The 26,123-nt window shown below is 64.8% G+C and carries 32 protein-coding genes and 1 pseudogene; 25 read left to right on the top strand and 8 right to left on the bottom strand.

Annotated features, from left to right (window positions below):
• The first annotated feature begins 296 nt into the window (after positions 1 to 296).
• The gene (locus tag ACOERD_RS11185; protein ID WP_419737600.1) at positions 297 to 1,478 is read left to right on the top strand and encodes an ISNCY family transposase; all 1,182 of its coding nucleotides are present in this window, start codon (positions 297 to 299) and stop codon (positions 1,476 to 1,478) included.
• Between the two features lie 185 nt (positions 1,479 to 1,663).
• Positions 1,664 to 2,146 (top strand): DNA adenine methylase, encoded by a 483-nt coding sequence (locus tag ACOERD_RS11180; protein WP_419739073.1) that lies wholly within the window; start codon positions 1,664 to 1,666, stop codon positions 2,144 to 2,146.
• 32 nt (positions 2,147 to 2,178) lie between these two features.
• Here the strand turns inward: ACOERD_RS11180 and ACOERD_RS11175 are convergent, their stop codons facing one another.
• Both ACOERD_RS11175 and ACOERD_RS11170 read right to left on the bottom strand, forming a co-directional pair.
• Positions 2,179 to 2,574, bottom strand: coding sequence for a hypothetical protein (locus ACOERD_RS11175; protein WP_419739072.1), 396 nt, complete (start codon positions 2,572 to 2,574; stop codon positions 2,179 to 2,181).
• Positions 2,575 to 2,614: 40 nt separating this feature from the next.
• A complete protein-coding gene (locus ACOERD_RS11170; protein ID WP_419739071.1) occupies positions 2,615 to 3,925 on the bottom strand; it encodes a S24 family peptidase in 1,311 nt (436 codons plus the stop codon).
• Positions 3,926 to 4,368: 443 nt separating this feature from the next.
• On the opposite strand from ACOERD_RS11170, the gene ACOERD_RS11165 reads away from it, so the two are divergent.
• Entirely contained in the window at positions 4,369 to 4,599 is a 231-nt protein-coding gene (locus tag ACOERD_RS11165) for a hypothetical protein (protein ID WP_419739070.1), read from the top strand.
• A gap of 44 nt (positions 4,600 to 4,643) precedes the next feature.
• A complete protein-coding gene (locus ACOERD_RS11160) occupies positions 4,644 to 4,925 on the top strand; it encodes a hypothetical protein (RefSeq protein WP_419738681.1) in 282 nt (93 codons plus the stop codon).
• 400 nt (positions 4,926 to 5,325) lie between these two features.
• Here ACOERD_RS11160 and ACOERD_RS11155 read toward each other — a convergent pair whose 3' ends face one another.
• Positions 5,326 to 5,595 (bottom strand): hypothetical protein, encoded by a 270-nt coding sequence (locus tag ACOERD_RS11155; protein ID WP_419737805.1) that lies wholly within the window; start codon positions 5,593 to 5,595, stop codon positions 5,326 to 5,328.
• 21 nt (positions 5,596 to 5,616) lie between these two features.
• The gene (locus ACOERD_RS11150) at positions 5,617 to 6,648 is read right to left on the bottom strand and encodes an IS110 family transposase (RefSeq protein WP_419737763.1); all 1,032 of its coding nucleotides are present in this window, start codon (positions 6,646 to 6,648) and stop codon (positions 5,617 to 5,619) included.
• A gap of 509 nt (positions 6,649 to 7,157) precedes the next feature.
• On the opposite strand from ACOERD_RS11150, the gene ACOERD_RS11145 reads away from it, so the two are divergent.
• The 21 genes from ACOERD_RS11145 (at position 7,158) to ACOERD_RS11045 (ending at position 22,015) form a co-directional block, all read left to right on the top strand.
• Positions 7,158 to 7,895 carry a helix-turn-helix domain-containing protein gene (locus ACOERD_RS11145; RefSeq protein WP_419737804.1) on the top strand — a complete coding sequence of 246 codons (738 nt, stop codon included), beginning with the start codon at positions 7,158 to 7,160 and terminating at the stop codon, positions 7,893 to 7,895.
• On the top strand, positions 7,892 to 8,215 hold the full coding sequence (locus tag ACOERD_RS11140; RefSeq protein ID WP_419739069.1) for a hypothetical protein: 324 nt from the start codon (positions 7,892 to 7,894) through the stop codon (positions 8,213 to 8,215). The genes ACOERD_RS11145 and ACOERD_RS11140 overlap by 4 nt, the downstream gene beginning before the upstream one ends.
• The gene (locus tag ACOERD_RS11135; RefSeq protein ID WP_419737802.1) at positions 8,212 to 9,021 is read left to right on the top strand and encodes a hypothetical protein; all 810 of its coding nucleotides are present in this window, start codon (positions 8,212 to 8,214) and stop codon (positions 9,019 to 9,021) included. The genes ACOERD_RS11140 and ACOERD_RS11135 overlap by 4 nt, the downstream gene beginning before the upstream one ends.
• A gap of 224 nt (positions 9,022 to 9,245) precedes the next feature.
• Entirely contained in the window at positions 9,246 to 10,919 is a 1,674-nt protein-coding gene (locus tag ACOERD_RS11130; protein WP_419739068.1) for a Mu transposase C-terminal domain-containing protein, read from the top strand.
• Between the two features lie 17 nt (positions 10,920 to 10,936).
• Positions 10,937 to 11,944, top strand: coding sequence for an AAA family ATPase (locus ACOERD_RS11125; protein ID WP_419739067.1), 1,008 nt, complete (start codon positions 10,937 to 10,939; stop codon positions 11,942 to 11,944).
• Entirely contained in the window at positions 11,941 to 12,108 is a 168-nt protein-coding gene (locus tag ACOERD_RS11120) for a hypothetical protein (RefSeq protein ID WP_419739066.1), read from the top strand. The genes ACOERD_RS11125 and ACOERD_RS11120 overlap by 4 nt, the downstream gene beginning before the upstream one ends.
• Before the next feature lie 52 nt (positions 12,109 to 12,160).
• Positions 12,161 to 12,907, top strand: coding sequence for a DUF3164 family protein (locus ACOERD_RS11115; RefSeq protein WP_419739065.1), 747 nt, complete (start codon positions 12,161 to 12,163; stop codon positions 12,905 to 12,907).
• Between the two features lie 24 nt (positions 12,908 to 12,931).
• Positions 12,932 to 13,153 carry a hypothetical protein gene (locus ACOERD_RS11110; protein WP_419739064.1) on the top strand — a complete coding sequence of 74 codons (222 nt, stop codon included), beginning with the start codon at positions 12,932 to 12,934 and terminating at the stop codon, positions 13,151 to 13,153.
• The gene (locus tag ACOERD_RS11105; RefSeq protein WP_419739063.1) at positions 13,150 to 13,785 is read left to right on the top strand and encodes a hypothetical protein; all 636 of its coding nucleotides are present in this window, start codon (positions 13,150 to 13,152) and stop codon (positions 13,783 to 13,785) included. The genes ACOERD_RS11110 and ACOERD_RS11105 overlap by 4 nt, the downstream gene beginning before the upstream one ends.
• Positions 13,782 to 14,087, top strand: coding sequence for a hypothetical protein (locus ACOERD_RS11100; RefSeq protein ID WP_419738332.1), 306 nt, complete (start codon positions 13,782 to 13,784; stop codon positions 14,085 to 14,087). The genes ACOERD_RS11105 and ACOERD_RS11100 overlap by 4 nt, the downstream gene beginning before the upstream one ends.
• Positions 14,084 to 14,446, top strand: coding sequence for a hypothetical protein (locus ACOERD_RS11095; protein WP_419738331.1), 363 nt, complete (start codon positions 14,084 to 14,086; stop codon positions 14,444 to 14,446). The genes ACOERD_RS11100 and ACOERD_RS11095 overlap by 4 nt, the downstream gene beginning before the upstream one ends.
• Positions 14,447 to 14,481: 35 nt before the next feature.
• Entirely contained in the window at positions 14,482 to 15,291 is an 810-nt protein-coding gene (locus ACOERD_RS11090) for a phosphoadenosine phosphosulfate reductase family protein (protein WP_419738330.1), read from the top strand.
• A complete protein-coding gene (locus ACOERD_RS11085; RefSeq protein WP_419737720.1) occupies positions 15,292 to 15,573 on the top strand; it encodes a hypothetical protein in 282 nt (93 codons plus the stop codon).
• On the top strand, positions 15,563 to 15,817 hold the full coding sequence (locus tag ACOERD_RS11080) for a hypothetical protein (protein WP_419737721.1): 255 nt from the start codon (positions 15,563 to 15,565) through the stop codon (positions 15,815 to 15,817). The genes ACOERD_RS11085 and ACOERD_RS11080 overlap by 11 nt, the downstream gene beginning before the upstream one ends.
• Positions 15,818 to 15,866: 49 nt before the next feature.
• Positions 15,867 to 16,295: a DUF2730 family protein gene (locus ACOERD_RS11075; protein ID WP_419737722.1), complete on the top strand. Its 429-nt coding sequence runs from the start codon at positions 15,867 to 15,869 to the stop codon at positions 16,293 to 16,295.
• Positions 16,292 to 16,591, top strand: a complete 300-nt coding sequence (locus tag ACOERD_RS11070; protein ID WP_419737723.1) for a hypothetical protein — start codon at positions 16,292 to 16,294, stop codon at positions 16,589 to 16,591. The genes ACOERD_RS11075 and ACOERD_RS11070 overlap by 4 nt, the downstream gene beginning before the upstream one ends.
• 1 nt (position 16,592) lies before the next feature.
• Positions 16,593 to 17,162 carry a phage protein Gp27 family protein gene (locus tag ACOERD_RS11065; protein ID WP_419737724.1) on the top strand — a complete coding sequence of 190 codons (570 nt, stop codon included), beginning with the start codon at positions 16,593 to 16,595 and terminating at the stop codon, positions 17,160 to 17,162.
• A complete protein-coding gene (locus tag ACOERD_RS11060) occupies positions 17,159 to 18,586 on the top strand; it encodes a hypothetical protein (protein ID WP_419738328.1) in 1,428 nt (475 codons plus the stop codon). The genes ACOERD_RS11065 and ACOERD_RS11060 overlap by 4 nt, the downstream gene beginning before the upstream one ends.
• Positions 18,587 to 18,589: 3 nt before the next feature.
• Positions 18,590 to 20,161 (top strand): phage portal protein family protein, encoded by a 1,572-nt coding sequence (locus ACOERD_RS11055; protein WP_419739062.1) that lies wholly within the window; start codon positions 18,590 to 18,592, stop codon positions 20,159 to 20,161.
• Positions 20,162 to 20,333: 172 nt separating this feature from the next.
• On the top strand, positions 20,334 to 21,560 hold the full coding sequence (locus ACOERD_RS11050) for a phage minor head protein (RefSeq protein WP_419738687.1): 1,227 nt from the start codon (positions 20,334 to 20,336) through the stop codon (positions 21,558 to 21,560).
• Positions 21,545 to 22,015 (top strand): hypothetical protein, encoded by a 471-nt coding sequence (locus ACOERD_RS11045; RefSeq protein WP_419739061.1) that lies wholly within the window; start codon positions 21,545 to 21,547, stop codon positions 22,013 to 22,015. Before ACOERD_RS11050 ends, ACOERD_RS11045 begins: the two co-directional genes overlap by 16 nt.
• A gap of 348 nt (positions 22,016 to 22,363) precedes the next feature.
• Here ACOERD_RS11045 and ACOERD_RS11040 read toward each other — a convergent pair.
• The 4 genes and pseudogenes from ACOERD_RS11040 to ACOERD_RS11025 all read right to left on the bottom strand — a co-directional run.
• A pseudogene (locus tag ACOERD_RS11040) lies at positions 22,364 to 22,558 on the bottom strand (alkaline phosphatase family protein); the annotation flags it as partial.
• A gap of 142 nt (positions 22,559 to 22,700) precedes the next feature.
• A complete protein-coding gene (locus ACOERD_RS11035; RefSeq protein ID WP_419739060.1) occupies positions 22,701 to 24,341 on the bottom strand; it encodes an ABC transporter ATP-binding protein in 1,641 nt (546 codons plus the stop codon).
• Positions 24,338 to 25,153 (bottom strand): ABC transporter permease, encoded by an 816-nt coding sequence (locus tag ACOERD_RS11030; RefSeq protein ID WP_170375341.1) that lies wholly within the window; start codon positions 25,151 to 25,153, stop codon positions 24,338 to 24,340. The genes ACOERD_RS11035 and ACOERD_RS11030 overlap by 4 nt, the downstream gene beginning before the upstream one ends.
• Positions 25,153 to 26,109 (bottom strand): ABC transporter permease, encoded by a 957-nt coding sequence (locus tag ACOERD_RS11025; protein WP_170374804.1) that lies wholly within the window; start codon positions 26,107 to 26,109, stop codon positions 25,153 to 25,155. Before ACOERD_RS11025 ends, ACOERD_RS11030 begins: the two co-directional genes overlap by 1 nt.
• Between the last annotated feature and the right edge of the window lie 14 nt (positions 26,110 to 26,123).

Raw genomic sequence — 26,123 nt, 5'->3', positions numbered from 1 at the left:
AAGATCCTGCGCCATGTGGGTGTGGCCCATAACGACAGCGAGATTGAGGATATCAAGCGTCTGGCGGGCCGCTTGATGGAGCAATTCTGGGGGCGGCGCGTAAAAGTGCCAATCGCATTGTGAAAGAGCTGGTTATGGCGCGGATCGCACAGCCCGAGAGCAAGCGCGCGACCGTGGAGGCGTTGGAGAACCAGGCAGGCATCACGCTCAATCTGGACTGTCGCTAACACGCGATATGTCCGGTGTATGTAACATGCGATCTGTCCGGTTCTATTCTGTCTCTGAGAGGAGGCGTTATGAACCGAGCAGAAGTGTTACAGGAAGTTCGACTGATGAAGTTTGAAGATGTGTATTCGCGGCGAAGCGCGAACAAGCTGACGCAAGAACAGGCGGCTGAGATACTGGGTGTATCCGTGCGCACCGTCAGGCGTTGGGAGGATCGATTTGAGGCGGATGGTGCAGAAGGTCTGTACGACCGTCGGCTTGGCAAACTGGCCAACAATCGTGTTGCCACGGATAAGGTCATGGAGATGCTTGAACTGTTTGATACCAAGTACTGGGATTACACGCCGAAGCATTTCCACGAGAAGCTGGTGGCCCACCATGGTTTCACACAGAGCTACAACTGGGTGCGGCTTACACTGCAGCGCCACGGCCGGGTTCAGGCAGCACCCCGACGAGGTGCCCATCGGCGCAAGCGGCCCCGCCGTCCGATGGTTGGCATGATGTTGCATCAGGACGGCTCCAGCCATGAATGGGTTCCGGGTCAGTGGTGGGATCTGATCGTCACCATGGACGATGCCACCAACCGGGTTTATTCGGCATTCTTTGTCGAGGAAGAAGGGACGATGAGCAGTTTTCAGGGGCTGACAGAGGTGATCGAGGCGCAAGGTCTGTTTTGCTCGCTCTATGCCGATCGGGGCTCTCATTACTGGCATACGCCCGAAGCGGGCGGCAAAGTGGACAAGGACAATCTGACCCAGGTCGGGCGCGCCTTGCAGCAACTCGGCATTGAGCTGATCCCGGCCTATTCACCGCAGGCCCGTGGACGGTCTGAACGCATGTTTGGCACGTTCCAGAACCGATTGCCGCAGGAACTGCGGTCCCATGGGATCACAACCATTGAAGAGGCCAATCAGTTCCTGAAAGAGGTCTATCTTCCCGAACACAATGCCCTGTTTGCAAGGGAGCCGGAGGATACGACCTCGGCCTTCGTGCCGTTTACAGGCAATGTGCGCGACACCCTGTGTGTGCAGGAAGACCGCGTCGTCGGCAACGACAATACGGTGCGCTACAAGGGCCTGGTCATGCAGATCGCGGCAGACAGGCACCGTCATCATTTCGTCAAGGCGAAGGTCAGGGTCCACGAATACCCCGATGGTCAACTGGTCATCTTCCACGGCCCGAGATGCATTGGCCGCTACCAGCCTGACGGATCACCCATCACACAGGAGGATAGCAAACACAAAGTCGCGTGACCCGCTTCGACGTGGCGCGAACGCGGTGGCCCAAATCTACGGTCGCCTACGGCTCCCTCCGAATTGGGCCACCGCGCAATCAACTGAAGCGGACAATTGGCATGTTACCTACACCGGACAATTCAGAATGTTCTCGACACCATCGCCCGAAGGGGCCAACACTTCGCCGTGAATGTCAGCGGACCATGGTCCGCTGCAAGACGGGCGGCGCGCGCTTTCTCTACCTGCAGCGCACAAGCTTTGGCGGCAAGGTCACCGGGCGCAGCTTCGGGGTCAGCAAGGAGCGGCCCGCGCGCTTCAACCTCACAACGCTGGAGCCCCTGCTGGAAGACCTGCACACCCGCCTGGCAGGGGTCGTGATCGAATGCCTGGACTGGGAGGCCTTCATTGCCCGCTATGACGCGCCGGGCACGCTCTTCTATCTCGACCCGCCCTACCTGGGCCATGAGGGCGATTATGGCCCGCACATGTTCGCGCGCGCCGATTTTGCGCGCATGGCGGAATTGCTGAAAGGCATCAAGGGAAGGTTCATCCTGTCGATCAATGACCGGGCAGAGATCCGCGAGATCTTCGCATGGGCCGATTGCGAAGAGGTCGAGACGCGCTATTCGGCCAATGCAAAGGCCAGCAAGCGGGTCAGCGAGTTGCTGATCTCAGGCGGCGGGTGAGGCACTGCTGGAGTTCAAGCCATTGATGAAGGCTAATTCGCGCGGCACTCAAGACGCCATTGATACTTGCAACCGCCCGCACCATCGTCTGTGTCGTCGAGAAATATCTGCGTCCACGGGCCTTTTGCAGACGATGTGCTCCACCCGCTACAAGTTTCCGCTTCCGGATATTGAGGCTTGCACTGATTTGGTGATTTAGCCACCTCCCGAAAACACACCCTGCAAGCCTCAAGCTTCGGTGCGATCTTTTTGTCGAAATCGCTGATGACCTGTTTCATCTCTCGATCAGATACCGCGCCCAGGGCTTCAGCCATTTTGCCGTTGGACAACAAATTTGCGGCGGCGGTGAGCAGCCCAATAAACACCGTTGCCAATACTGCACTTATCGCGCCGTTAATAGCGCCGTTAATAATTCGGTTGCTGTCCATATCTCCATCCTCATCACTGATTCGCCGTTTGATCCTATCATCACCCCCCCACCACAACGGCCTTCTCCGGCCCGAACCAGATCACCCGGCCCAGGATATGGTCCCCCGGCCCGACCGGGCGCGGCGGGTAGCCCTCAGGGTTGTCGCTGGTCATGATCCATTCCCCCGTGCCCCCGTGCCCCTTCTGTCTGAGCCGCTTGACCACAAGACCGGTCTCGGTGCGGATTACGAAAGCCGTGCCCTCGCGCGCCTCCCGGTCGCCGTGATCGATCACCAGGATATCGCCCGAGCGAATCGTGGGGTGCATTGATGTGCCCTCGGCGCGGAGCGCAATGGCGCGCTCGGGCTTCAGGCCCGGTGGCAGGGCCTCGCTCGGAATGCTTAAGTTCATTTCCGTTTCCTCGAACACCTCTTCGCCCGCACCCGCCGCCGCGCGCACGTCGCCGGCAAAGGGCAGACTGATTCGGGTCTCGTCCTCGTCCGGTGCGGGCGGCAGGCGGGCGGCAAGCGCATCCAGCTTGGCTTCCAGATCGTCCTTCAGGGACCGCGTCTCGGACTTGAGCGTGCGCGCCACCTTCCGCTCCAGCGCCGCCACGGGCGTGGCATGGGCCGTGCCCCGGGTGGCAATCTTTGCCTCCATCGCTTTCAGCACCGCATCCGCGCTTGCGCCCTCGGGCAGGCCCAGCATGTCGGTGATCGCCTTCGGCACCCGCTCCACAGGGGCGACATTTGATCCCTCGGGTGGCGCGGCGGGGGCAGGCGCTTTCGGGTCGGGGATATATTCGGCCCCTTCCGTACCCGGCTTGCCCCGGAACACCGCCACCACCGGGTAGACCTCGCGGATGCCCGCCGGCAGCCGCTCCTCGTCAAAGCTCTGCTGCTCGCCGTCGCGTTTGGGAAGCCAGCCCCGGAGCTTGAGGGAACCGGTTTCTGTCTTTTCCACCAGACGCTTGATCGCCGCGCGCCCCTGAAAATCCAGTATCCAGACCCGGTCCCCGTCCCGCACCTCACGGCCCGGCGAAACAAGACACACGCAGCCCCCGTCGATGCCTTCGGGGATCATCGACTGCCCCGTGGCCGAAACCCAGAAAGCGTCATCGTCCATGATATCCTCCGGTCTGGGCAGGGGGTCGCGCAAGGGCTGGCTCTTCGACCAGCCCTGCACCGAGCAGGTGGCCAGCCCCCGGTGCGGCAGGGTCGCCTCGGTGAAGGCGCTCCAGTTCGGCGCGCGCGGCAGGCCGACAGGCGCACCATCGCGCGGCGGGCCGATGTAGAACTCGAGACCAAGGGCGCGGCAGATCTCGGCAGCGCGGCCGACTTTGGGTTCGTGTCCGCTCATAACGCTTCTCAAAGCGTCATCCGGCAGCCCAAAATCTTTTGCGATTCGATAAGGATTGCTTCCCGATCTTTCGACAGCACGCTTGAGAGCGTCCGATATTTCGCTGGTTTTCATGTTCGCTATCACTAGCGAAAAGCGAGTTCGTAATAAATTCCGAAATTTCTTGACATCGGAAAGTATTCCGAAAATATATTCGGCATGAATTCCGAAATGCTCATCCGCCTAATTCACGCCTACGCGGCACACGCTGGCCTAAGCGTAAAGACGATCTCAACCTATGCTGCAGGATCAGGCGACTTTTGCGGGCGCCTGGAGCGCGGTCATGACGTAACAATCCGCCGCGCAGCAAGAGTCGCGCAATACATCGCTGACCATGCCAATTCGGAATTCGCCTGGCCCTCTGACATCCCGCGCCCCGCACCGACGCCGGGCTCGCCTGCTGCGGAGGCGGCTGCATGAGCGGGCGCTGCGATCACTGCGGCGCGCGCGATGCGGGCGTCTACGATCTGGCGCTGATCCGGGTGGATGATCACCTGATGGAGCCGGGCGCCGTGGCCTGCGCACGCATGACAGCACTTTGCGCACCCTGCCGCGATGCGCTGGCCACCCGCGTGGCGGGCCTCTTGCCGGTCTGGGAGGGCGGCGGGGACGGCACGCCCGGGCCGCAAGCGGAGGGCCTGTCATGATCTCCCCCACGCCCGCCTCCCGCTATGAACAAGGACAAGACTGCATGATCACCACACTCTTCGACAGGCAACAATACATCTGTGGCGTGGATGTTCTGGCAACCCGGAAAGACCCGGTGGAACGCCTTGCGACCCGCAAGGTCATCGCCGCCTTTGCCACCGCATCTTCGGACCTTGGCGTGTTCTGGATTGAGTACGATCTCTCCGGGGCGGGTATCGAGATAAACGACTATGATCGTGCGTTCATTCGCCGGATCGCGGGTTTGCCCACTGCTCAATCGTCCCGCGATCCTGATCCTCATTCCGGCCCGGGGGCAGCAGCTTAATGGCGTCATCAACAGAAATCGCGCCCGAAAGCAGGCCTGCCCTGACCACAGCCATGAGGGGGCGCATAATGCTCATGATCGTTTCAAAATCCCGATTGCCGGCCTCACTTATACGCCGGTCGATCTCCGTCATTAACATGTATTTTTCCGCATCCATTTATCTCTCCATCGGTTGGTTTGCATCTCCGATGGAACCGGCGGCGGGACCAGGCGTTACGCCCGGTCCTGCCAAAGCGGAGGGTCTGTCATGATCCGCCCGCCCGACACCCCTGCAGCAACGAGGTAACGGCCATGCATAACCATCCTACTCCGAATCTTGACGAGATTGCCGATCCGGCTGATCGGCTGATCAATGTGCTCGTCGACGAGATGGATTGCAGGGGGCCGATCGCCGCCGCGCTCAGGGTGACGTTTTCTCGCCGCCAGAAACAAGATCACGAATTTGATCAATGAGGCTGATCGTGACCCTCATCTCCAGTTCATCCCAGGCGTCTTCGGGGCTGACGCTCCGAATGGTGCGCTCCATATCGTTGAGTTTTTCCGCAAATACCTCCGCTGATAGCGCGCCGCTGTCGATCAGGGAGGCAATCAGCGCGATCAGTAAATGGTGTGTGCTTCGGGCTGAGCGGCTTGCGACCTTGGCGATTATTTCGGCGTTATCTGGATCCATCTTTTCCTCCTATGATGATTGTCAAGCATGACATTGATTTTGTTTGATTTTAAATTCGACAAAATCGTCGAAGACCCAGCCGTTCTTGAGCGTGTCATAGATGATCTTGAGCAGCTTGCGGGCAGTGGCTATGATCGCCTTGCCCGCGCCACGGCGTTCCTTGATGCGCCGATAATGGCTGTTGAGATATCCCGAATAGCGGATCGCGATGAGCGTACATTGCACCAGCGTGGTGCGCATGAGCTTGTTGCCGCGCTTCGTGATCCGCCCGTGATGTTCGGTTTCGTTTGAGTTGCTCACCTTGGGCACGATGCCGACATAGGCGGCCAGCTTGTCCGCGTCGGAGAAGTCTTCAACCCTGCCGATCCCCGCCAGCAGGACCGCGGCAGATCGCGCACCGATCCCCTTGATGCTGGTGAGCCCCTCAAAGCCTTTCATGGCCGAGGCGGCCTCCTCGATGGCCTTGTCGAGACGGCTCAGGGTTTCGGTCAGGCCGAGCGCCTGGTCCCGCAATGCCGCCAGTTCGACCTGCTCAAGCGGTGTGAAGCGGCTGAGATCCAGGTCGCGCAGGCGCTTCTTGCTGGACAACCCTTCCTTCTTCAGCTTCATGCCGTGGCGGACAAACATCGCGTGGATGCCGTTCAGCAGCATGGTGCGCTGTTTGACCAGCATGTCACGCGTCCGGGTCAGCGAGGCCAGTTCGCTTTCCTGAGTGGACTTGAGCCGGGTTTCCGGCAGCATGTCCTTCGACAGGAAAAACGCCAGGGCGCGGGCATCGTTGCGATCGGTTTTCTTCACCGATGTGCGGATCACTTTAAACTGGCGCGGGTTGACCACAACGATCCGGCCGACACAGGGTTCCACCTCACCGCAGAACCAGGCCGTGTTGCCGGTGGCCTCGACCGCCAGTTCGTCATCCGCATCAAGGCTCTGACAGAACTGCTCAAGCGCCTGCGCGGACAGTTGAAAGGTTTGGAATGTTTCCGATCCGTCCGTCTCACGCCGACAGATCGTGAAGGAATTCGTATGAAGATCGACACCTATGTAAGCCATGGCTATACTCCCTGCTCAAGGAGGCGGAGCCCCCAATGGGGCGTGAACGGCCAAACCAAGCTCCTATGCAGGATCACCGGCCAAAACCGGGCCCTATGGGGGCTGTTCGGAAACAGGCGAAGGCTAAGCTCCACTACAGGGTCACAATGCCCTACGAAAACATCCAGCCTGAGACCTATCCGCCTCCCCGAATCCTCTAACAGATTCAGGGCGTTTGGCCGATCACAAATCATTCATACCCCCTCCATCGGTTGGTTTGCATCTCCGATGGTACCGGCGGCGGGGGAGGGCGTCACGCCTGACCCGGCCGCCACCCCTGACCGGTTACTCCCTGGCTCTGCGCGCCCGCCTGTAGCGCGCAGCACCTGCCCCCACGGCCCTGTCCGTGGAGGCCTTCTTGCCCGGCTCGTCCGCGCCCTGGACGATCACTGGCTGAGCGATCTCATTGGCGCGGTCTCGCTGTTCGGGGCACTCTGGGTTCTGCTGGTGCTTGCCTGGGCGGTGAGCCCATGAGCGCCGCCTCCGATTTCCGGCAATTGCGCCGCGCCCTTGCGGAGGCGGGCCGGTCGATCGGCCCGGCCGAACCCTGCGGCCGCATGGATGCCCGCACCGCCAAAGCCACCTTGGGCGGACTGCGCAAGGCGGCGGCCCTTGGCGCAGAGCTTGAAGCCTGCGGCGCGATGGCCCGCGCAGAGGCGGCGCTCACCGGCGTGATGGCGTTTGAGACGGGCGACAGGATCGGGCGCGAGGCGGACGACAAGACCGCCCCCGAAACACTCCCCGAGATAACCCCGGAAACATCCCCTGCGACGGGGCACGCACCCGTCCCGCAAAGCGACACACCGCCCCTTTCGCGCGCGGAGCTGCGCGCCCTGCTCAGCGAGCTTGCGCCGCTGCCGCATCTGCCGGGCGGGCAGGACCGCGCGCTGGCGCGGATTGTCCTGGTGAGCGCCCATGTGGCCGGGCTGGAGGCGGATGCGCTGCGCGGGGGTTTCAAGGATCGGGAGGTTGCACAGGCGCGGCAGATGGCCATGTGCCTGTGCGCTGCCCTCACGCAAGCCACGTATGGGCGCATCGGTGCGGCCCTTGGCGGGCGCGATCATAAGGCGGTGACCCGTGGCATTGCCCGGGCGCAGGCGCGCATCGAGGCCTGTGATGGGGCGGCGCTGATGGTGGCGGAGGTGCTTGCGCATCTCAACGAGACCCCTGCGGGTGGCGGTGCGCCCTGTGGGGGAGGGCGCTCATGATGCATGCGGCGCGCCTCTCCCGCTCCCCGCGCCTGCAGCGCCTGCACGCGTTTTTGCGCGACGGGCGGGAGCACTCGACGCGCGAGATCGTGACGGGGGCGGATGTCTGCGCCGTGAATGCGGCCGTGGCGGAATTGCGCGCCAACGGCGCGGAGATTGCCTGCCGCCAGGGTATCGATCCGATGACGATGGAGCGCATCTTTCTCTACCGGCTTGTGAGGCCGGTCCCGCCACCGGCTCAAGGGGCGGCCGAACGCGCCCCCGTGTTGCCGGAACCCGAAGATCAGCAAGGCCACACTGGAAAAGAGGACGCACAATGATTGAGCCCCGCGAACAGATAGAGGCGCGCCTTGATGCCGAATGGGAAGAGAAGGGTCTTTCGATTGTGGCGCGCGAAAGGGCGTTCGACCGTGGCCTTGACGGCATTGCCTGGGAGATGGGTGACTGGGTTGCCGAGCGCCCGACGGCCTATGGCGACATGACGCGGCTGGCGGAAAAGCTGGACGTGCCTTTGGGCACATTGAAGAACCGCGCCTCGGTGGCGCGGCGGATCGAACCGTCCCGACGCCGGGACGAACTGAGCTGGTCGCATCATGCCGAAGTGGCGGGGCTGGAGCCGGAAGAGGGCGACGCGGTTCTGGCCGAGGCCTCGCTTTACAACTGGTCCGTGGACCGGCTGCGCGGCGTGATGGCGGAGCGCTCCGCAAGGGGCCGTGCCGAGCGTGAAAACGCGCGACTGAAGGCGGAGATCGAGGCGCTGAAGGCCGAGCGGGCGGGGCCCGATGCGGCGCGGCGCGTGGTTGATGGTGTGCGCGCCGATATCGAGGCAGGCCTTGATATGGTGGAGGAGGGTTATCGCCGCATTCTCGCTGCGACGGAATCGGAGGATCTTGCGGTCGCGGTTGCAAGTCTGCACGGCAATGCACGCCGCCGCCTGGCCCCGTCACTGGAGGCCCTGATCGGACGGGCGCTGGAGGAGAGGGTTACGAAGCTGGCCGGAAAAGTCAGCGCGTCGCTCACCCGCCTGGCGACGGATGCAAACCGTCACGACGCCATGACGGTTGATGACGCCACCCCGGAACAAGCCGGCCCCTTGCCGGCAGGGATTTCAGGCCATAGCCCATGACATTCGCACCACCCAAACCCGCCATATCGCCAAACCCGCCCCCTGCAGCACCCCTGCAAGGCGCCCGCACGACCCCCTGCCTGTCCAATTCAAAACCCGCTAAAGGGGCTCTCAAGGCCCCCTCAAAGACCCGTTCAGGCACGGTGCCTTCCGCCGGTCTTCCGTCTCGTTCAGACGCACCCCCGAGCGCACCCCGCTCGTCTGCCGCACTGGCGCAGGCGCGGATGCGGCTCGATGCGGTGGCGGCCTCCGAGCGATTGATAGCCACAGGGATAGCGCGGGCGGATGCGGATGCCCGGGCCGCAAAAGGCGCCGGGGTGACAGGTGACACCGTGCGCCGCTGGCGTCTGACCTGCCAGGGCCTGGCACCCGAGGCGCGGCTGGTGGTGCTGACCGACCGGCCCGGGCGCGGGCGCTGCGGGCCGCTCAGTGACGCGCAGATGCGCGACTGCGCCCTTGCGCTGATCCATGAGCACGGGGGACACCTGACCGCCTCCCATGTGGTGCGGGTGCTGAAGGCGCGCTATGGCAAGGCGCCGTCCTTGCGCGCGACACAGCGCTGGCTGAAGACCTGGCGGGGCGATGCGGAGAACGCCCGTGCGCTCTCGGCCGTCTCTGATCCTGACGGGCATCGCGCGCGGCTGGCCCCTGCGCTTGGGTGCGCGGCGGCGGAAGTGCGCGCGCCCAACGCGCTCTGGGAACTGGATTCGACGCCTGCGGATGTGATCTGCACCGACGGGCGGCATACGATCGTGGGGGCCATTGATGTCTGGGCGCGCCGGGCGAAGGTTCTGGTGGTGCCCACCAGCCGGGCAACGGCGATCTGCGCGCTCCTGCGGCGCTGCCTTGTCGACTGGGGCGTGCCGGAGGTGGCGCGCACCGATGAGGGCCGGGACTACACCTCGCGCCATCTCACCCGGGTGCTCTCGGACCTGGGCATCCAGCATGACATCTGCCCGCCCTATACGCCCGAGGCAAAACCTTATATCGAGCGCTTTTTCGGCACGATGACGCGCGATCTCTTTGCCTTCCTGCCGGGCTTTACCGGCCATGACGTGATGGACCGCAAGAAGCTTGAGGCAAAAAAGTCCATGTCCCAGAGACGCGGCACGGACGCGGCCGAGACCTTTGACATCGCGCTTTCCGGGGCGGAGCTGCAGCGTAAATGCGACATCTGGGTCGAGGCCATCTATGGGCGCCGCGCCCATGGCGGCACCGGCGAGAGCCCTTTTCAGCGCATGGCGGCATGGCCGGGAGACCCGGACAGGCCCCTGCGCCGGATCGGCGATCCGCGCGCGCTTGATCCGCTGCTGGCCGAGCCGGTGAGCCGCTCGGGAGACGGGCCGCGCCGCACCATTTCCAAGCACGGCCTTTCGGTGGGGGGTATCTGGTACATGGCCCCGGAGATGGGCACCCGCGTGGGTGAGCGGGTGGAGCTGCGCTATGACCCTGCCGATCCCGCGCGTCTTTTCGTGTTTTCGCCTGAGGGGCGGTTTCTCTTCATGGCCGAGGACCCCGCGCGCACCGGGGCTGATCTGGCTCGTATTGCGGCGCAGGCGAAAACCCGGGCCCGCAAGGCCGACAGTGCCGCCCGCAAGGACGCCCGCGATCTGGCCCGCGCCCACAATCCCAAAGGGGCGATGGAGGATGTGCTCAGCGCGTCTGAGGAGGCGGCGGGCAAGGTGATTGCCTTTTCCAGCACCGGGGCACGGGCGGATCAACCCCATGAGACGCCGGCACTCAAGGAGGCCGGCAAGGCGGCCGAGGCCCGTGCGGGCGCAGGCGGGTCTGCGTCCAGCGCCGCACCCAAAGCCTCCCGCCGCACCGCTGGCGGGGCCGGGGGCGCCAGCCCTGCGCTGGAGGCGGCCGCGAAACTGTTTCTGGATGAAGACATCTGAGAGAGGAGAAACCCCCGATGGAACCGGCAGAAAACATCACACCCCTTGCGCGTGAGGCGCGCGGGAAGTCTGCGAACCCCGATCCCGCCTCAGCCGCCCTCGATCCCGCCCCCGCCCCGGCGGAGCTGCGGGCGCGGGTGGAGGCGGAAATGGCCGCCTTTGGCCTGTCGCGCGCCAGGGCTGCGGCCGAGATCGGTCCCGGGGTCAGCGCCCCCACGCTCTCAAGCTGGCTGAACGGCAGCTATGGCGGCGACAATGACGCCGTGGAGGCGCGGATCGGGCGCTGGCTTGATACCCGCGCCGAGCGCGCCGCCCATGCCTTTGGCGGGGCCCGGCTCGATGCCCATGCCGAGACCTGTGCCACGCGGGCGGTCAGTGCCGCCCTGGCCTATGCCCAGGCGGCGGGCGATCTGGCGCTGATCCACGGCCCCTCGGGGCGCGGCAAGACCTGGGCGGCCGAGACCCATTGCGCGGGCCGGGCGCAGGCGATCTGGCTGCGCGCCTCGCCGACGCTCACGACCCTGCCCCGGCTGCTTTCGCGGCTCGGCACAGCCCTTGGCGCGGGGGCACGCCCGACCCATTCCATGGAGGCCGAGCAGGCGATTGTGGCCGGCCTTGAGGGGCGCGGCGCGCTCATCGTGGTCGATGAGGCGCATCATCTGCGCGCACCCCTGCTTGATGAGCTCCGCTGCATTCGCGACATGGCCGGCTGCGGGCTGGCGCTCATCGGCGATGACACCATCCGCATGACGCTGGCGCGCTGTCCGCAGGTGACGGGGCGGATCGGCATGCGGGTCGATCTCAAGGCGCTGGCACGCGGCGATGTGGCCGCCATTGCCGCAGGACCGCTGGGACGCAAACCGGGCGCCCGCGAGATGAAACATCTGATCGCCGCCGCCGCAGGCCCCGGCGGGCTGCACGGGTTGCGCCGCCATCTGGCGCGCGCCTGGATGATCGCGCGCGGCGCCGGGCGCGAGGCGATCTCCGAGGCGGATATCGAAGCGGCGGCGGGAGAGCTGTCATGAGCGTAGAGGAGCTGATCGAACGGCTCTCTGAGCTGCCCGCCCATGAGGAGGTCTGGATCGCCGACATCCTGGGCGGCCTGCATGAGATCGATGACGTCGGGCTGGAAGACGGGGTGCCGGCGATCTTCGCGCATGTGGATTTTGAGGACGCAGCCGAGGGCTGAGGGCGGATGCAAAAGACCCCCTGCAACAGTCAACACATCGAAAGGACATGTTATGGCACAGACAAACCCGCATCCCGACAGGGGCCCCGAGGCCCGGATCGACCAGGGCTGTGACCCGGAGAGCGAAGCCGGTCCCGTATCTCTGGGCCTGCCGCCGCTGAACTGGATCGATGCGGCCACGGTGGACATTGATGGTGCGCGCTACATGCGCGACGCACAAGGGCGGCTGACACCGCTCGAGATGGTGCGCCCGCAGGACCAGTTGCAGGATGAGATGGTGCGCCGGGTCATTCATTTTGCCGGTGATCTCTCGGGGCAGATCGGGCGGTTCCGGTCCCATTGCTTTGATGAGATCGGCGGGTTTGATGCGATCCTGGAGGCCGAATATGGCGGCCATAGCCGCCGCTCGGTCAAGGGCAACCGCACCTATATGTCCTATGACGGCACCATGAAGGTGCAGGTGCAGATCGCCGAGCGCGTGGCTTTTGGCCCCGAATTGCAGGTGGCGCGCGACCTGGTGGAGGAATGCCTGGCCGAATGGGCCGAGGGCAGCCGCGCCGAGATCCGCACCATCGTCTCCCACGCCTTCCAGGTCGACAAGGAGGGCGAGATCGCGCGCGCCGGCATCTACAGCCTGCTGCGGCTCGATATCGCGGACGGGCGCTGGCGCAGGGCGATGGAAGCGATCCGCGATGCGATGCGGGTGGTGGGTTCGAAAACCTATATGCGCTGTTATCGCCGCGCCACCCCCGATGCGGCCTGGGAGCCGATCAGCATCGATCTGGCCAAGGCGGGCTGAGCGGTGGCGGTCTTTGGCACCCGCATGACGCGCGACCCGCTCTCCGCCGAGGCGCGCAGGCTCATCGACGCGGCGGTGGCGGCCGGGCGGATCAGGCATATCCCCGAGGGGGTCTCCGGTCTGCCCGTCACGCGCCTGCCGATGAAGGCGCCCGAACATAAAGCGCAGCGGATGCGGATCGCGCGGCGGCAGAAGAGGTTCGAACGCGCGGCGCGCAAAGCGCAGGGCGGGGCGGCGGTGACATGACCCGCACCCGCCGATATGCCGAAGGGGACCGCGCCCGGCTGATGCGCGGGGCGCACGGGGCCTGCCGCAAGCTGGGACTCGATGAAGATGCACGCCATGACGTGCAGCTGGCTGTGACCGGCAAGGCGTCGATGCGGGACATGTCCGCCCGCGACCTGGTCCTGCTGCTGGCCCATCTCAACACGCTGCAGGGTGAGGCGCGGTCCGGTGCAACCGGTCATCCGTCCAGTGGACGGATGAAGCGCCGAACGGGCGGAGCCCCGGATGGCACAGGGGGCGGCCACAGGGGCGGAGCCCCGGATGGCACAGGGCGCGTCCACAGGGGCGGTCAGAAGGGCGCCAGCGCGGCCCACCGGGACAGCCACAGCGGCGCAAACCCCCACCCCAAAGCCAAAAGGGGTGACGTGCGCCTCATTCACGCGCTCTGGGGCGAACTGGGGCGCCGGGGCGCGCTGAAACGCCCGGGCCGCGCCGGGCTCAACGCCTTCATCCGCGCGCGCTTCGGGGCGCATTGGGCCTTTGTGCCCCTCGATGTGGATGCGCTGACCGATACGGGCTGCATCACCGATGTGATCCGGTCGCTGCGCGCGATGCTGGCCCGCTCCGGGCCCGCACCGGAGGAGGGCGCATGACCGGGTCGCTGCATGTCACCGATCACGCGGTGCTGCGCTGGCTCGAGCGCAGCTGGGGTGTGGATGTGGAGGGGCTGAGGGCGCGGATTGCGGCGCAGGTGCCGGGCGCGGAGGCCGCCATGCGCACCTTTGGCGAGGGCGCGGTGATCCGCGAGGGCCTGCGGTTTCATCTGCGGCGCACGGCAGATGGCACGGTCGCACTCGTCACCATAACCAGCGCCCAGGCCGGGCCGATCTCGAACCGCGCCGAACGGCTGAGCCTGCGGCACCAAAGGAGCGCCCACCGGAGACCTGACCATTGACCCGCCCGCATCAGACTTGCGCATCCGCGCCCCTGCCGGCCTCCCTGGCCGAGATTGCCGATCACGCCGGGCGCGAGGCAGCACTTGCCATCGCGCTGGAACATGGCGGGCGGAGCTGGCGGGTGCCCGCGCGCGATCAAAGCCCCGAGGGCCAGGCCCTGATCGCCCTTCTGGGTCACGCACCTGCACAGGCGCTCATGCAGGGCTGTGGCGGTCATGTGCTGGAGGTGCCGCTGGCGCGCCGCGCGGTGGTGCTGTGGCTGACAGGGCGCGGCCTGGGAACAGGCGAGATCGCCCGCGCCTTGCGTATTGCAACCGGCACCGTGCGGCGCTACCGGCGCGAGGCGCGCGCGCGATGAATGCCCCCGATCCCTTCCGCCTGCCTGAAGGCCCGGTGCAGATCGCCTTTTCCGGCGGCCGCTCCTCGGCCCTGATGCTGCATCATATTCTTGAAAACAATGGCGGGCTTGACCCCGACCACGTGCGGGTGATCTTCACCAACACCGGCCGCGAGAGGGAAGAGACGCTGGATTTTGTCGCGACATGCGGCACCCGCTGGGGCGTGGAGATTGTCTGGCTGGAATACCGCTATGGCAATGGTCCTCGCGCGGTCGAGGTTGATCACGCAACCGCGTCGCAAAACGGCGAGCCTTTTGAGGCGCTCATTCGCCGCAAGCGGCATCTGCCCAATGTGGCCGCGCGCTACTGCACCGCCGAGCTCAAAGTGCGCACCGCCAAGCGCTGGCTGGTGGGTCAGGGCTGGAAAAACTGGACGACGGCATTGGGTATACGAGCGGATGAACAATCGCGCTTGAAATATGATCCCAAAGAAAGATGGCAAAATTGGTATCCGCTGGCCGGGGCCGGCATTGCCCGGCGCGACGTGGCCGCGTTCTGGGCCGCGCAGCCTTTCGATCTGGCGCTGGCAGGTGAGGACGGGCGCACACCCCTGGGCAATTGCGATGGCTGCTTTCTCAAGTCAGAGGCCGTGCGCGCCGCCCTGGCCCGCGATGACCCCGACCGCTTTGCCTGGTGGATAGAGATGGAAGCGCTGGCCTCGCGCCTCAGCAACACCCCCTCAGGCGCATACTGGCGCAAGGATGGAAGCTGCGCGGAGCTGGCCGATTTCGTGGCGCGCCAGGGGGACTGGATATTTGAGACCGAAGGCGCTCTGTGCCAGGCGGAAGCGGGAGAATGTACCTAGATGAAGGATATGGATATGGAAGAACAGGACAAAAACGCCGATCCCGGCACCACAGCCCGCACCGCCCTTCTGGAGCGGCTTTCGGGGATGGAGGATGTGGAGACGATCACCGAGGCGGTAACCACGGCGCTCATCGAGACCGGGGCAAAGGTGGAAATCCCCCAGCTCGCCTGCGGCATCGTGGAAATACAGCTTTACGGCCTCGTCGCCCACGGGGGCGATCTGGGTGCGGCCTGTCTGATGTGGCTGGAGGCGGCGCGGGCGGTTCACAGTGAAGACTGAACGCCGCCAGCCCTGGCTTCCGGGTTTGACGCCCCCACCCCGGATGCGCCGCGTGATGATGCATGCCGATGACCGGGGGCAGGCTCCGGGCCTGATGCCCGGCTGGCGCACCGCAAAGGGCGGGCATTTCACATGTGGCCGCTGCGGCCATGAGGCGGGCTGGCTTTTTGACATGACCGACAGTGAAGTGCGGCGCGGTGTGCCCTGTCCGGTCTGCAACGATCCCGCACCGCCCCGGGTATAACCAGAGCAGCGGACCATGGTCCGCTGACTGATGTGGCGCAAAGCCGCTAATGTGGGCAGGACCCTTTTGCCCGCATATCTTTCCCGGAGGCCTGCTGATGATGCCCACCCCTGAAGACTGGCAGAGCTTTGCCGCGCTCCTTGCGATCCTGGGCCTTCTGGGCGGCGCCGTGGTGGCCCTGCAGCGGCTGGGTCTTTTGCGGCGCAGCGCCTCCCCGCACCCATCCCGATCCGAACCCGGGGCAGATGTCACCGACCGGCTCGACCGCCACGCCGAACGGCTGACGCGGCTGGAAGGCGCGGTGGCCGGACTGGCCAGCCGCGAGGACATTCACGCGCTGCAGCTTGCCATCGAACGCCAGGCGGGCGCGGTCTCGGAGTTGCGCACCGCCATGGAGCGCGATGCCAGGGCCGTGGGCACCCTTTCGGCCGCCATCACCCGGATCGAGGACCATCTTCTGGGAGAGAGCCGCAGATGAGCTATGCCGCAACACTGGACGCCCACCGCCGCCTGGCCATCCTCACCCATCTTTCGGCCTGTCTCGAATATGCCTCCAACTCGGAGATCCTCATGGATGTCTGCAATGGGCTGGGCATTACCACCTCGCGCGACCGGCTGGTCTCAACGCTGGCCTGGCTCAGCGAACAGGAGCTTGTGACGCTGGAGGACCATGAGGGCTTCGTTCTGGCCTCGGCCACCGCGCGCGGCGTGGATATCGCGCAAGGCCGGGCCCTCCATCCCGGCGTGAGGCGGCCCGCACCAAAGGGGCCGTGACATGCCGCGACGGCGCAAGATCGATCTTCTGCCCTCGGCCATCCGTGACTGGCTGCGCGAAGAGCTCGCCGCGCAGGGGTTTGCCGACTATGACACGATCACCGACGCGCTCAATGACCGCCTGGCCGAGAAGGGGCTGCTGGTCACGATCGGGCGCTCAACGGTGCAGCGGTTCGGCCAGGAACACCGGGAGTTCTCGCGCCTTCAGCAGGAGGCCACCGGCTGGGCGGCGGGGTGGCTGGACGAGATCGGGCTGGAAGAGGAAGCCCGCCGCCAATCGGTGCTCTTCGAGATGATCACCACCGTGGCCTTCAAGGTGATGAAAGCGCAGATGACCCGGGAGGCCGGGGAGATCGATCCGCGTGATCTGCATTTCCTGGGCCGGATGATGAAGGATGTCATGAGCTCATCGGGCTTGCGCGAGGCAATGGCCGACAAGGAACGCAAACGCCTGGCCGAGGCCGAGCGCCGCGCCGGGGGAGAACGGGCCGGGGCGGCCGCGCGCGGGGCCGGTCTCAGCCCGGATGTTGCCGCCCTGATCCGGCAGGCGGTCGAGGGTGGTGATGCATGAGGACCCTTCTGCCCTATCAATCGGCCTGGGTGGGGGACCCCGCCCCGCTGGCCGTGATCGAGAAGTCCCGCCGCATCGGGATCAGCTGGGCCGAGGCCTATCACGCGGTGATGCATGCAGGCACGGGCCGGGGCGATATCTACTATCAGAGCTACGCACGCGACATGACGCGCGGCTTCATCGACGATTGCGCGGGCTGGGCCGAGGACCTCGACATCGCGGCCGGGGCGGCCGGCGAGGTTCTGATCCATGATGAGGGCCGCGACATCCAGGCCTTCCGGATCGCGCTGGCCTCGGGCAAACAGATCCTCGCCATGACCTCTTCCCCACGCGGGTTTCGGGGCAAGGGCCGTCCGGGCGATGTGGCGGTGATCGATGAGGCCGCCTTTGTCGACACGCTCGACGCGGTGCTGAAAGCGGCGCTTGCGTTTCTGACCTGGGGCGGCCGGGTGCGGATCATCTCCACCCATAACGGCGAGGCCAACCCGTTCAACACGCTGGTGCGCGATATCCGGGAGGCTCGCCAGCCGGGCACGCTCCACCGGGTGACACTGCGTGACGCGCTCGCTCAGGGGCTCTATGGGCGGATTGCACAGCTTACCGATCAACCGCTCACGCAGCCGGCCGAAACCGCCTGGGAGGCCGCCATCCGCGCCCAATATGGCCGCCACGGGCCGGAAGAGCTCGACTGCGTGCCTTCGGCGGGCGGCGGGGCCTGGCTGCTTTATGATCTCATCCGCGCCGCCTCACGCGACGCGCGCGCCGGAAACCCCGACCATCGCGGCTCCGGTCCCTGCTATATCGGTGTTGATGTGGCGCGCCGTCGCGACCTCTGGGTGGCCGCCGTGCTGGAAGATGATGGGGGCACGCTCTGGCTGCGCGAGATTGTCACACTGGACAACAAAACCTTTGCCGAACAGCGCGCCGAAATGCGCCGTCTTGCGCGCGCGCACCGCCCCTTGCGCATCCTGGTCGATCAGACCGGCATGGGCGAGGCGGTGGTCGAGCAGTACCAGGAAGACCATGGCGCGCTCACCGTGGAAGGGGTGCTCCTGTCGGCGGCCCGCAAGCTCGATGTGGCCGGCGCCCTGCGCGAGGCCTTCGAGGATCGCCGCATTCGCATTCCCGCCGATCCCGCGCTCTGGGATGATCTGCATTCCGTGCGCGCCGAACCCTCGGCCTCCGGGGCGCCGCGCCTTGTTGCCGACCGCAAGGACAGTGACGGGCATGCCGATCGCTTCTGGGCCCTGGCGCTCGCGGCCTTCGGAGCCGCCTCGGTGGCAGGGCCCTTCGAGATGCGGCCGGGTCCGCAACTCAGCTCCGCCGGGCTGGGCGGCGGGCCAGGCGCGGGCGCGGGCTACCGCGCCGATCCCGATCTCGACATCATCCGCTCGCCGCTGGCGGGCCCTGTTGGCTGGAGGTAAGCCATGGATCCCCGTGACAGTGATGTCCCCAAGCGCCCCGATACCGCAGAGCGGGCCGCACCGGCCCAGACCGCCCGGCTGGGCGGAACCGGCATCTGGGGTCAGACCGCAGGCTGGCTGGAAGGTCTGGGCAGCGCGCTGGCCGGCGGGCCGGGCGGCTTTGGCGGTGTCCCGGGCGATGACGCCGGACTGGACGCCGCCGAGATCGCCCTGACCGACAGCAAGGCCACCGCCGTGCTGGGCCAGCGCATCGACGGGTTGCTGGCGGCCCCCCTGACAATCGAGCCCGGCGGGACGCGCGCGCGGGACGTGGCGGCCGCCGACGATCTGCGCTTGCAGTTGGGCGGCCTCGACATGAACCGGGTCAGCCGGGCGCTTCTGCACGCGATCTGGTATGGCTATGCGATCTCCGAATGCCTTTGGGCGGTGGAGGGGCACCGCGTCCGGCTGGTCGATATCCGCAGTCGCGATCCGCGCCTCATCCGCCATGACCGGACCACGCTCGAGCCGCTGCTGATCACCCGGAGCCATCCGGCCGGGATCCCGCTGCCGCCAGCAAAATACATCCTGCACCGCACCCCGCCGCGCCATGGCGGGCAACCCTTCGGGCTGGGGGCCGCGCATTGGTGCATCTGGCCGGTCTGGCTCAAGCGGCAGGTGCTGCGCATGTGGTCGGTGGCGCTGGAGAAGTTCGGGGCGCCGGTGCTGGTGGGCAAATACAGACAGGATGCGCTGCAACCGGAGATCGATGCGCTGCTGGCAATCATGGGACAGGCGGTGACAGCCAGCTGCATCGCGCTGCCCGAGGGCCAGTCGGTGGAAACGCTGGCCGCCGCCGGTTCCGGCGGTGGAGCCGGTGGTAGAGGCTCGGGGGGCGGAGACTTCCGCTCCATGCTGTCCGCTCTGGATCGCATGATCGCCGAAGCGGTGGTGGGCCAGCACGCCACCTCCGAGATCGGCCAGCATGTGGGCACAGCCAGGGTCCAGAATGAAACCCTTCAGGCCCTCATCGCCAGTGACGAACACCGGCTTTCCGAATGCCTGCACGCCAGCGTGGCCACATGGCTCACCCACTGGAACTTTCCCGGGGCTGCCGTGCCCCGGCTTTACCGCGATACCGCGCCACCCGAGGACCTCGAGATCCGCGCAAAACGCGATTATTACATCACCCAGGCCTCCGGCCTGCGCCCCGCGCGCAGCTATATCGAAGAGACCTATGGTGGGGTCTGGGAAGAGCCGGCCCCCCGGCCCGACAGGCCGCCCGACATGTCTGATCCCACCGCAGAGTTTGCCGCGCCGCCCGGCGGCGCCCCGGGTGATGCCATCACCGGGCTGGTCGGCCATCTCATCGGCCCCGATATTGCCGCAGAGGCCGCCGCTGCCACGCTCATTCCCGTTCAGGGCGCACTGGATGAGGCGGAAACGCTTCAAGCGTTGCGCGACCGGCTGGCGGAACTGGCCACCCACCCAGCCGCCGAAGCGCTGGCCGGGCTTTACGCGCGCGCTGATTTTGCAGCCCAGCTCGCAGGCACCGCCGATGCGCCGGTGATGCCCGAAAGCGATCCGGAGGCGTGACCCCATGGCTGACCCGATCGATCTCACGCCACTGGCCACCGCCACAGCGCTTCAGCCCCGGGAAGCCATAGAGTTCTTTCGCGCCAAGGGCTACGCCCCGCCTGAAGGGCGCTATTCCTGGCGCGACTGGTGGGGCGCCTCCCATGCGCGCGGCTTCGTGGTCGCCAAGGCGATGCAGGACGATCTGCTGGCCACGATCCGCGAAGCCGTGGACGAGGCCATCGCCGGGGGCTGGACCATGGAGCAGTTCCGCGCGGCGCTGGAGCCAAAGCTCAAGGCCGCCGGATGGTGGGGCCGCAAGAGCATGACCGATCCGCTCACCGGCGAGACCCGCATCGTACAGCTTGGCTCGAAACGCCGCCTTGCCGTCATATTCGACACCAACCTGCGCACCGCATATGCCGCCGGACGCTGGATGCGCATCCAGCGCACCAAAGAGGTCTTTCCCTATCTCGAATATATCCAGCTCCAGCGCGCCAGCCGCCGCGCGGCGCATCAGCCTTTCCACGGGCTGGTTGTGCCGGTCGATCATATCTGGTGGGCCGCGCATTTCCCGCCCAACGGCTATTTCTGCGCCTGTACCACCCGCCAGCTCTCCGCCCGCGCGCTGGAACGCCGGGGCCTGACCGTCGCCACCGAGCCACCAATGGAAACCCGCAGCCTGACCGATCCCCGCACCGGGCGCAGCCTTGAGGTTCCCAAGGGCATCACGCCGGGCTTTGAGACCAACCCCGGGGCCACATTCCTCGCCGAGCAGGGCCGCCATGATGCCATCGCCGAGGGCCTGGACCCGGTGGCGCGCGGCATCGAACTGGGGCTGATCCACGAAGCCCGCGCACGCGGCCTCAGAACCGGCAATGAACATCTCGCCGCCATCGATCTCGACGCCGACACCCCCGTGCGTGGCGGCAATGCCGCACCCGTGGAATGGGTGGAGGGCGCGCGAGACCGGGTCGACTTGTCTCCGGAGATGCTCGACATATTGAGAGACCCGGCCCGCCGTATCGGCGTCGTGCACAATCATCCCGATTCCGCAGCCCTGTCATCTGTTGATCTTGAGCAGCTGGAAAAGCGACCCGGCCTCGTGCGCGTCGTCGCCGTGGGCCATGATGGCTCGCTCTTCCGCGCCACCGATCCCCGCCCCGGGCTTGGCCACACCGCCAATCGCCTCTGGCAACTGGCCACGCTGCGCATCAACGAGCAAGCGGCCGGTCTCGACATGAACGCCCCCGCCATGCAGCGGCTGGCCTCCCATGCCGCCGCCAGCGCACTGGACCGCGCAGGCTACGTCAACTATGCTCACGCCATCGCCGGGGGCAGCCGCGTCAACCTGATGCGCTTTGGCGAAGACCGCATGGAGCAACTGATCGCAGGACTTCTCGAATGGCTGGTTTCCTGACATGGGAAGACCTCGAAAGGCACGGTCTCACCGAGTGCGACCCACGCGATCGCGAAGAGCTCGATGATCGGCTGTTCGGTGATTTCCTCTACGATCATGAGCCAGGGCAATCCGTGGACTGGCTCCGTCAAACACTCAAATCCGGCAAACCGACCTGCGGCGCCGGATTCGCCGTGGAACTGAGATGCTCCATCGGGGCTGTCAGAAACGGCCTGCGGTTCCCCTGGGGTGCGGGCCTGCCCGAACCCGCAGAGATTCACCGATTGCGGGATTGCGTCCGCGAGGCCATTGCGCAGATCACCGCATGGGTCGATCTGCACGGTATCGACTGCCTTGATACCCCTGAGGAAGAGGCCGCAGCCCGGCATGGATGGCCTGATGCCGAGGGCAAGGCCTGGACACCGCCATGGGACATCCTCGGGATCGAACCGCCCGACTGGTGGGGCCGTCCCTGAACCGCCCTAACACAGGCCCTAAACGCATCTTCAAAGCCCCGTTAAACGCCAATGCCACGCGCTCTGACCGATCGGCGCAATCCGGGTGTTCTGGCCTGCGCAGATCGTGGAAAATCCGCCCGATTCCGGGCCCTGAAATGCGAAGAAAAAACCAGCGTTTTCCGGCGATCTGAACCACTGAGCGGTCGAGATTGGGCAAATCACTGTCGCAAGCCCGATTTTGAGCCCTCATCGTCACGCCTCCTCAAGCACCCGAAAAACCCCTTATTCTGCGCGGTTTAACGCCCCTCATCCCAGATAGGCCCGGATAGGCCCGGATAGGCCCGATTGAGCATTAATTCTGTCGGGGCACACATGCTCTTGCGGGGTCACACCCGTGTGGATCGAAGCATAGCAACTGGCCGAAGTCGACGGCAGGACCGAGCGGAGTTTCCACACGCGGGCCTCGCCACTATCGACCCAGCCTTCGAGATTGCCGAACAACCGGCGGAAGTTGCGCCACGGGACGCCATCCAGAATGATGAGGAGGAGTTTGCGGTCCATGATCCGACCCTTTTCGAGAGTGTTTCCGGCGACCCTAGAAGATTCGTAGCACTTGGGCTGCCCATTCCCGCCCCGAATAGCAAAATCCCGACACCTGTTTTTGACACGTGCCGGGATTTCATAGTGTTGGTTGGGGCAAGGGTCAGTTCCCTGCCGCCTCCATCTTGCGGTTGGCAACGACTTTTTCCAGCCAGCCAAGTTCCATCTCGGGGACCGAGCTGAGCAGCAGGTCAGTGTAGTCGTCGAATGGCGGGCTAAGCACCTGAGACTTCGAGCCATAGCGCGCGACGCGACCCTGATACATAACCGCGATGCTGTCGCTGATTGCGCGGACCGTCGCCAGATCATGGGTGATGAACAGGTAGGCCACATCCTCGATCTTCTGCAGGTCCAGCAGCAGCTTCAGGATGCCGTCGGCCACAAGTGGATCCAGCGCCGAGGTAACCTCATCACAGATGATCATCTTGGGTTTGGCCGCCAGTGACCGCGCGATACAGACGCGCTGTTTCTGGCCACCGGAGAGTTCCGCCGGATAGCGATCGACGAACTTTTCGCCCAGTTCGATCTCATCCAGCAGCTCGACCACGCGTTTGCGTTTCTCGGCCCCGCGCATGTTGAAGTAGAACTCTAACGGGCGGCCGATGATCGTGCCGACGGTCTGACGCGGGTTCATCGCCGTGTCTGCCATCTGGTAAATCATCTGCAGCTCACGCAGGTCTTCGCGCGTGCGCCCCTTAAGATCCGAGCTCAGTTTGCGCCCGTTGAAGGTAATCTCACCCTCGCGTGCAGGCAGCAGGCCAGTGATCACACGCGCCAGCGTGGATTTACCCGAGCCGGATTCGCCCACAACCGCCAAAGTCTGCCCCGGGTGGAGCTCAACATTGACGTTGTGCAGAACGTCGAAGTTCAGACCCTTGTAGCGTGCGGTAATACCGTCGACCTGAAGAACCGGCTCCGCAGTCGGCTTTTTCTCTTCATGTTCGATAGACCGGACCGAGACCAGGGCCTTGGTATAGTCTTCCTGCGGGTTGTTGATGATCTGATCGGTATTGCCGTACTCGACGGTGTCGCCCATCCGCAGAACCATGATGTCGTCGCTAACCTGCGCCACAACCGCCAGGTCGTGGGTGATGTAAAGCGCAGCGACGCCGGTATCTGCAATGGCTTCCTTGATGGCCATCAGAACGTCGATCTGGGTGGTCACGTCCAAGGCTGTGGTGGGTTCGTCGAACACCACCAGATCAGGCTCAGGGCATAGGGCCAGTGCGGTCACGCAGCGTTGCAGCTGACCACCGGAAACCTGGTGCGGGTAGCGACTGCCGATATTGTCTGGATCGGGCAGGCCCAGCTTGGCGAAGAGTTCACGTGCACGGGCCTCGGCCTGTTTACGAGTGAATTTCTTCTGCTCGACCGCCGCTTCGACGACCTGATCCATGATCCTTTTGGCAGGGTTGAACGACGCGGCAGCGGATTGGGACACATAGGTGACCTCACCCCCGCGCAGCTTGCGGATATCCCCATGAGATGTCTTGAGGATATCGCGCCCGTTCACCCAGACCTCGCCGCCGGTGATCTTCACGCCACCCCGGCCATAGGCCATCGAGGCCAGACCGATGGTGGATTTACCGGCACCGGATTCACCGATCAGGCCCAGCACCTTGCCGCGTTCGAGGTCAAAGCTGACCCCGTGCACGATTTCGATGTCATGGGGCTTTTCGCCCGGCGGATAGACGGTCGCGCCGATTTTGAGGTCGCGGACCTTGAGAAGGATATCGTCGCTCATCCCCGGCCTCCTTTCAGCGATGTGGTGCGGTTCAGAACCCAGTCAGCCACAAGGTTGACCGAGATGGCCAGGGTCGCAATGGCGACGGCGGGCCACAGGGCAGCACCGATGCCATAGACGATACCGTCCTTGTTTTCCTTCACAATGCCGCCCCAGTCCGCCAGCGGCGGCTGCACGCCCAGGCCCAGGAAGGACAGGGTCGAGATGAACAGAACCATGAAGATGAACCGCAGCCCGAACTCGGCCACCAGAGGTGACAGAGCGTTGGGCAGGATTTCCCGGAAGATAACCCATGCGCGCCCTTCACCGCGCAGTTTCGCGGCTTCGACGTAGTCCATCACGTTGATGTCCACCGCGACCGAGCGCGACAGTCGATAGGGGCGGGTTGCGTCCAGCAGACCCATCACAAGGATCAGGATTGGAACGGTCACCGGAACGATGGCCAGAATAACCAGTGCCAGGATCAGGGTCGGGATCGACATGATCAGGTCAACAGTCCGGCTGAGTGCCTGATCTGCCCATCCGCCCAGAACGGCGGCCAGCAAACCCAGAGACGTACCGGTCAAAAAGCTGAGCAAGGTTGCGGCGGCAGCGATGAAGATCGTCGTGCGCCCGCCATAGATCATGCGGGTCAGAAGATCTCGCCCGATATTGTCCGTGCCTAGCAAATGTTCGGCGCTGGCAGGCTCCCACACATCACCGACAACTTCTGCCATTCCATAGGGCGCAATCAATGGGGCCGCGATGGCCACAAAGAAATATGCGCCAGTGAACAAGAGGCCAATCAGTGCCGAAAGAGGAATGTTCTTTATCATTTCGGATGCCTCAGTCTTGGGTTGGCAAGGATCGACACGATATCGGCAACCATATTCAGGCCGATATAGACGGCCGCGAATACAACGCCGCAGGCCAACACGACGGGCACGTCACGTTTGGTCACCGCATCCACCAGATACTGCCCCATGCCGGGATAGACGAATACAACCTCGACCACGACGACGCCGACAACCAGATAGGCCAGGTTCAGCATCACAACGTTTACGATCGGGGAAATCGCGTTGGGGAAGGCATGGCGTGCAATGACCTGAAAGGTGCTGAGCCCCTTAAGCTCGGCGGTTTCGATATAGGCCGATTGCATGAGGTTCAGAATGGCCGCGCGGGTCATGCGCATCATTTGTGCCAGAACCACCAGCGTCAGAACGAAAGCCGGCAGGGCAATTGCATTCAGCTTCTGCCCGAATGTCATGGAGTCGTTGATCATCGCCAGGGATGAGAACCAGCCCAGTTTAACTGAGATAAAGTAGATCACCACGTAGCCGATCAGAAACTCGGGAATTGAAACTGTCGTCAGCGTGATCGCCGAGATCAGCTTGTCGGGCCAGCGATTGCGGAACCGAACGGCCAGAAGGCCCAGGAAAATCGCCAGCGGAACGGAAACGATCGCAGCAACGCAAGCAAGGAACAACGTATTGCCGAGGCGTTTTCCGATGCTCTCGGAGATATCAAGTTTGTTGGTGAGGGATTGCCCTAGATCGCCTTGCGCGATGCCACCCAACCACTCGAAATAGCGGGTTAGGGCAGGGCGGTTCAGGCCCATCTCTTCTCGTAGGTTGGCAAGGGCCTCAGGGGTTGCGGACTGCCCCAGGACGGCTTGCGCGGCGTCTCCCGGAAGGGCTTCGGTCAGGCCAAAAATCAGAGCCGAAGCGCCGAGCAGCAATAGGAGTCCCAGCGCAAGGCGCTGGGAAACCAGTTTGATGATAGGATGCATTATCCGTTGCCCGA

It is taken from the genome of Ruegeria sp. (genome assembly GCF_965199275.1).
Lineage (GTDB): Bacteria > Pseudomonadota > Alphaproteobacteria > Rhodobacterales > Rhodobacteraceae > Ruegeria.
The sequence above is the reverse complement of the archived record's forward strand: the minus strand, read 5'-3'. Positions and strand labels throughout refer to the sequence as shown.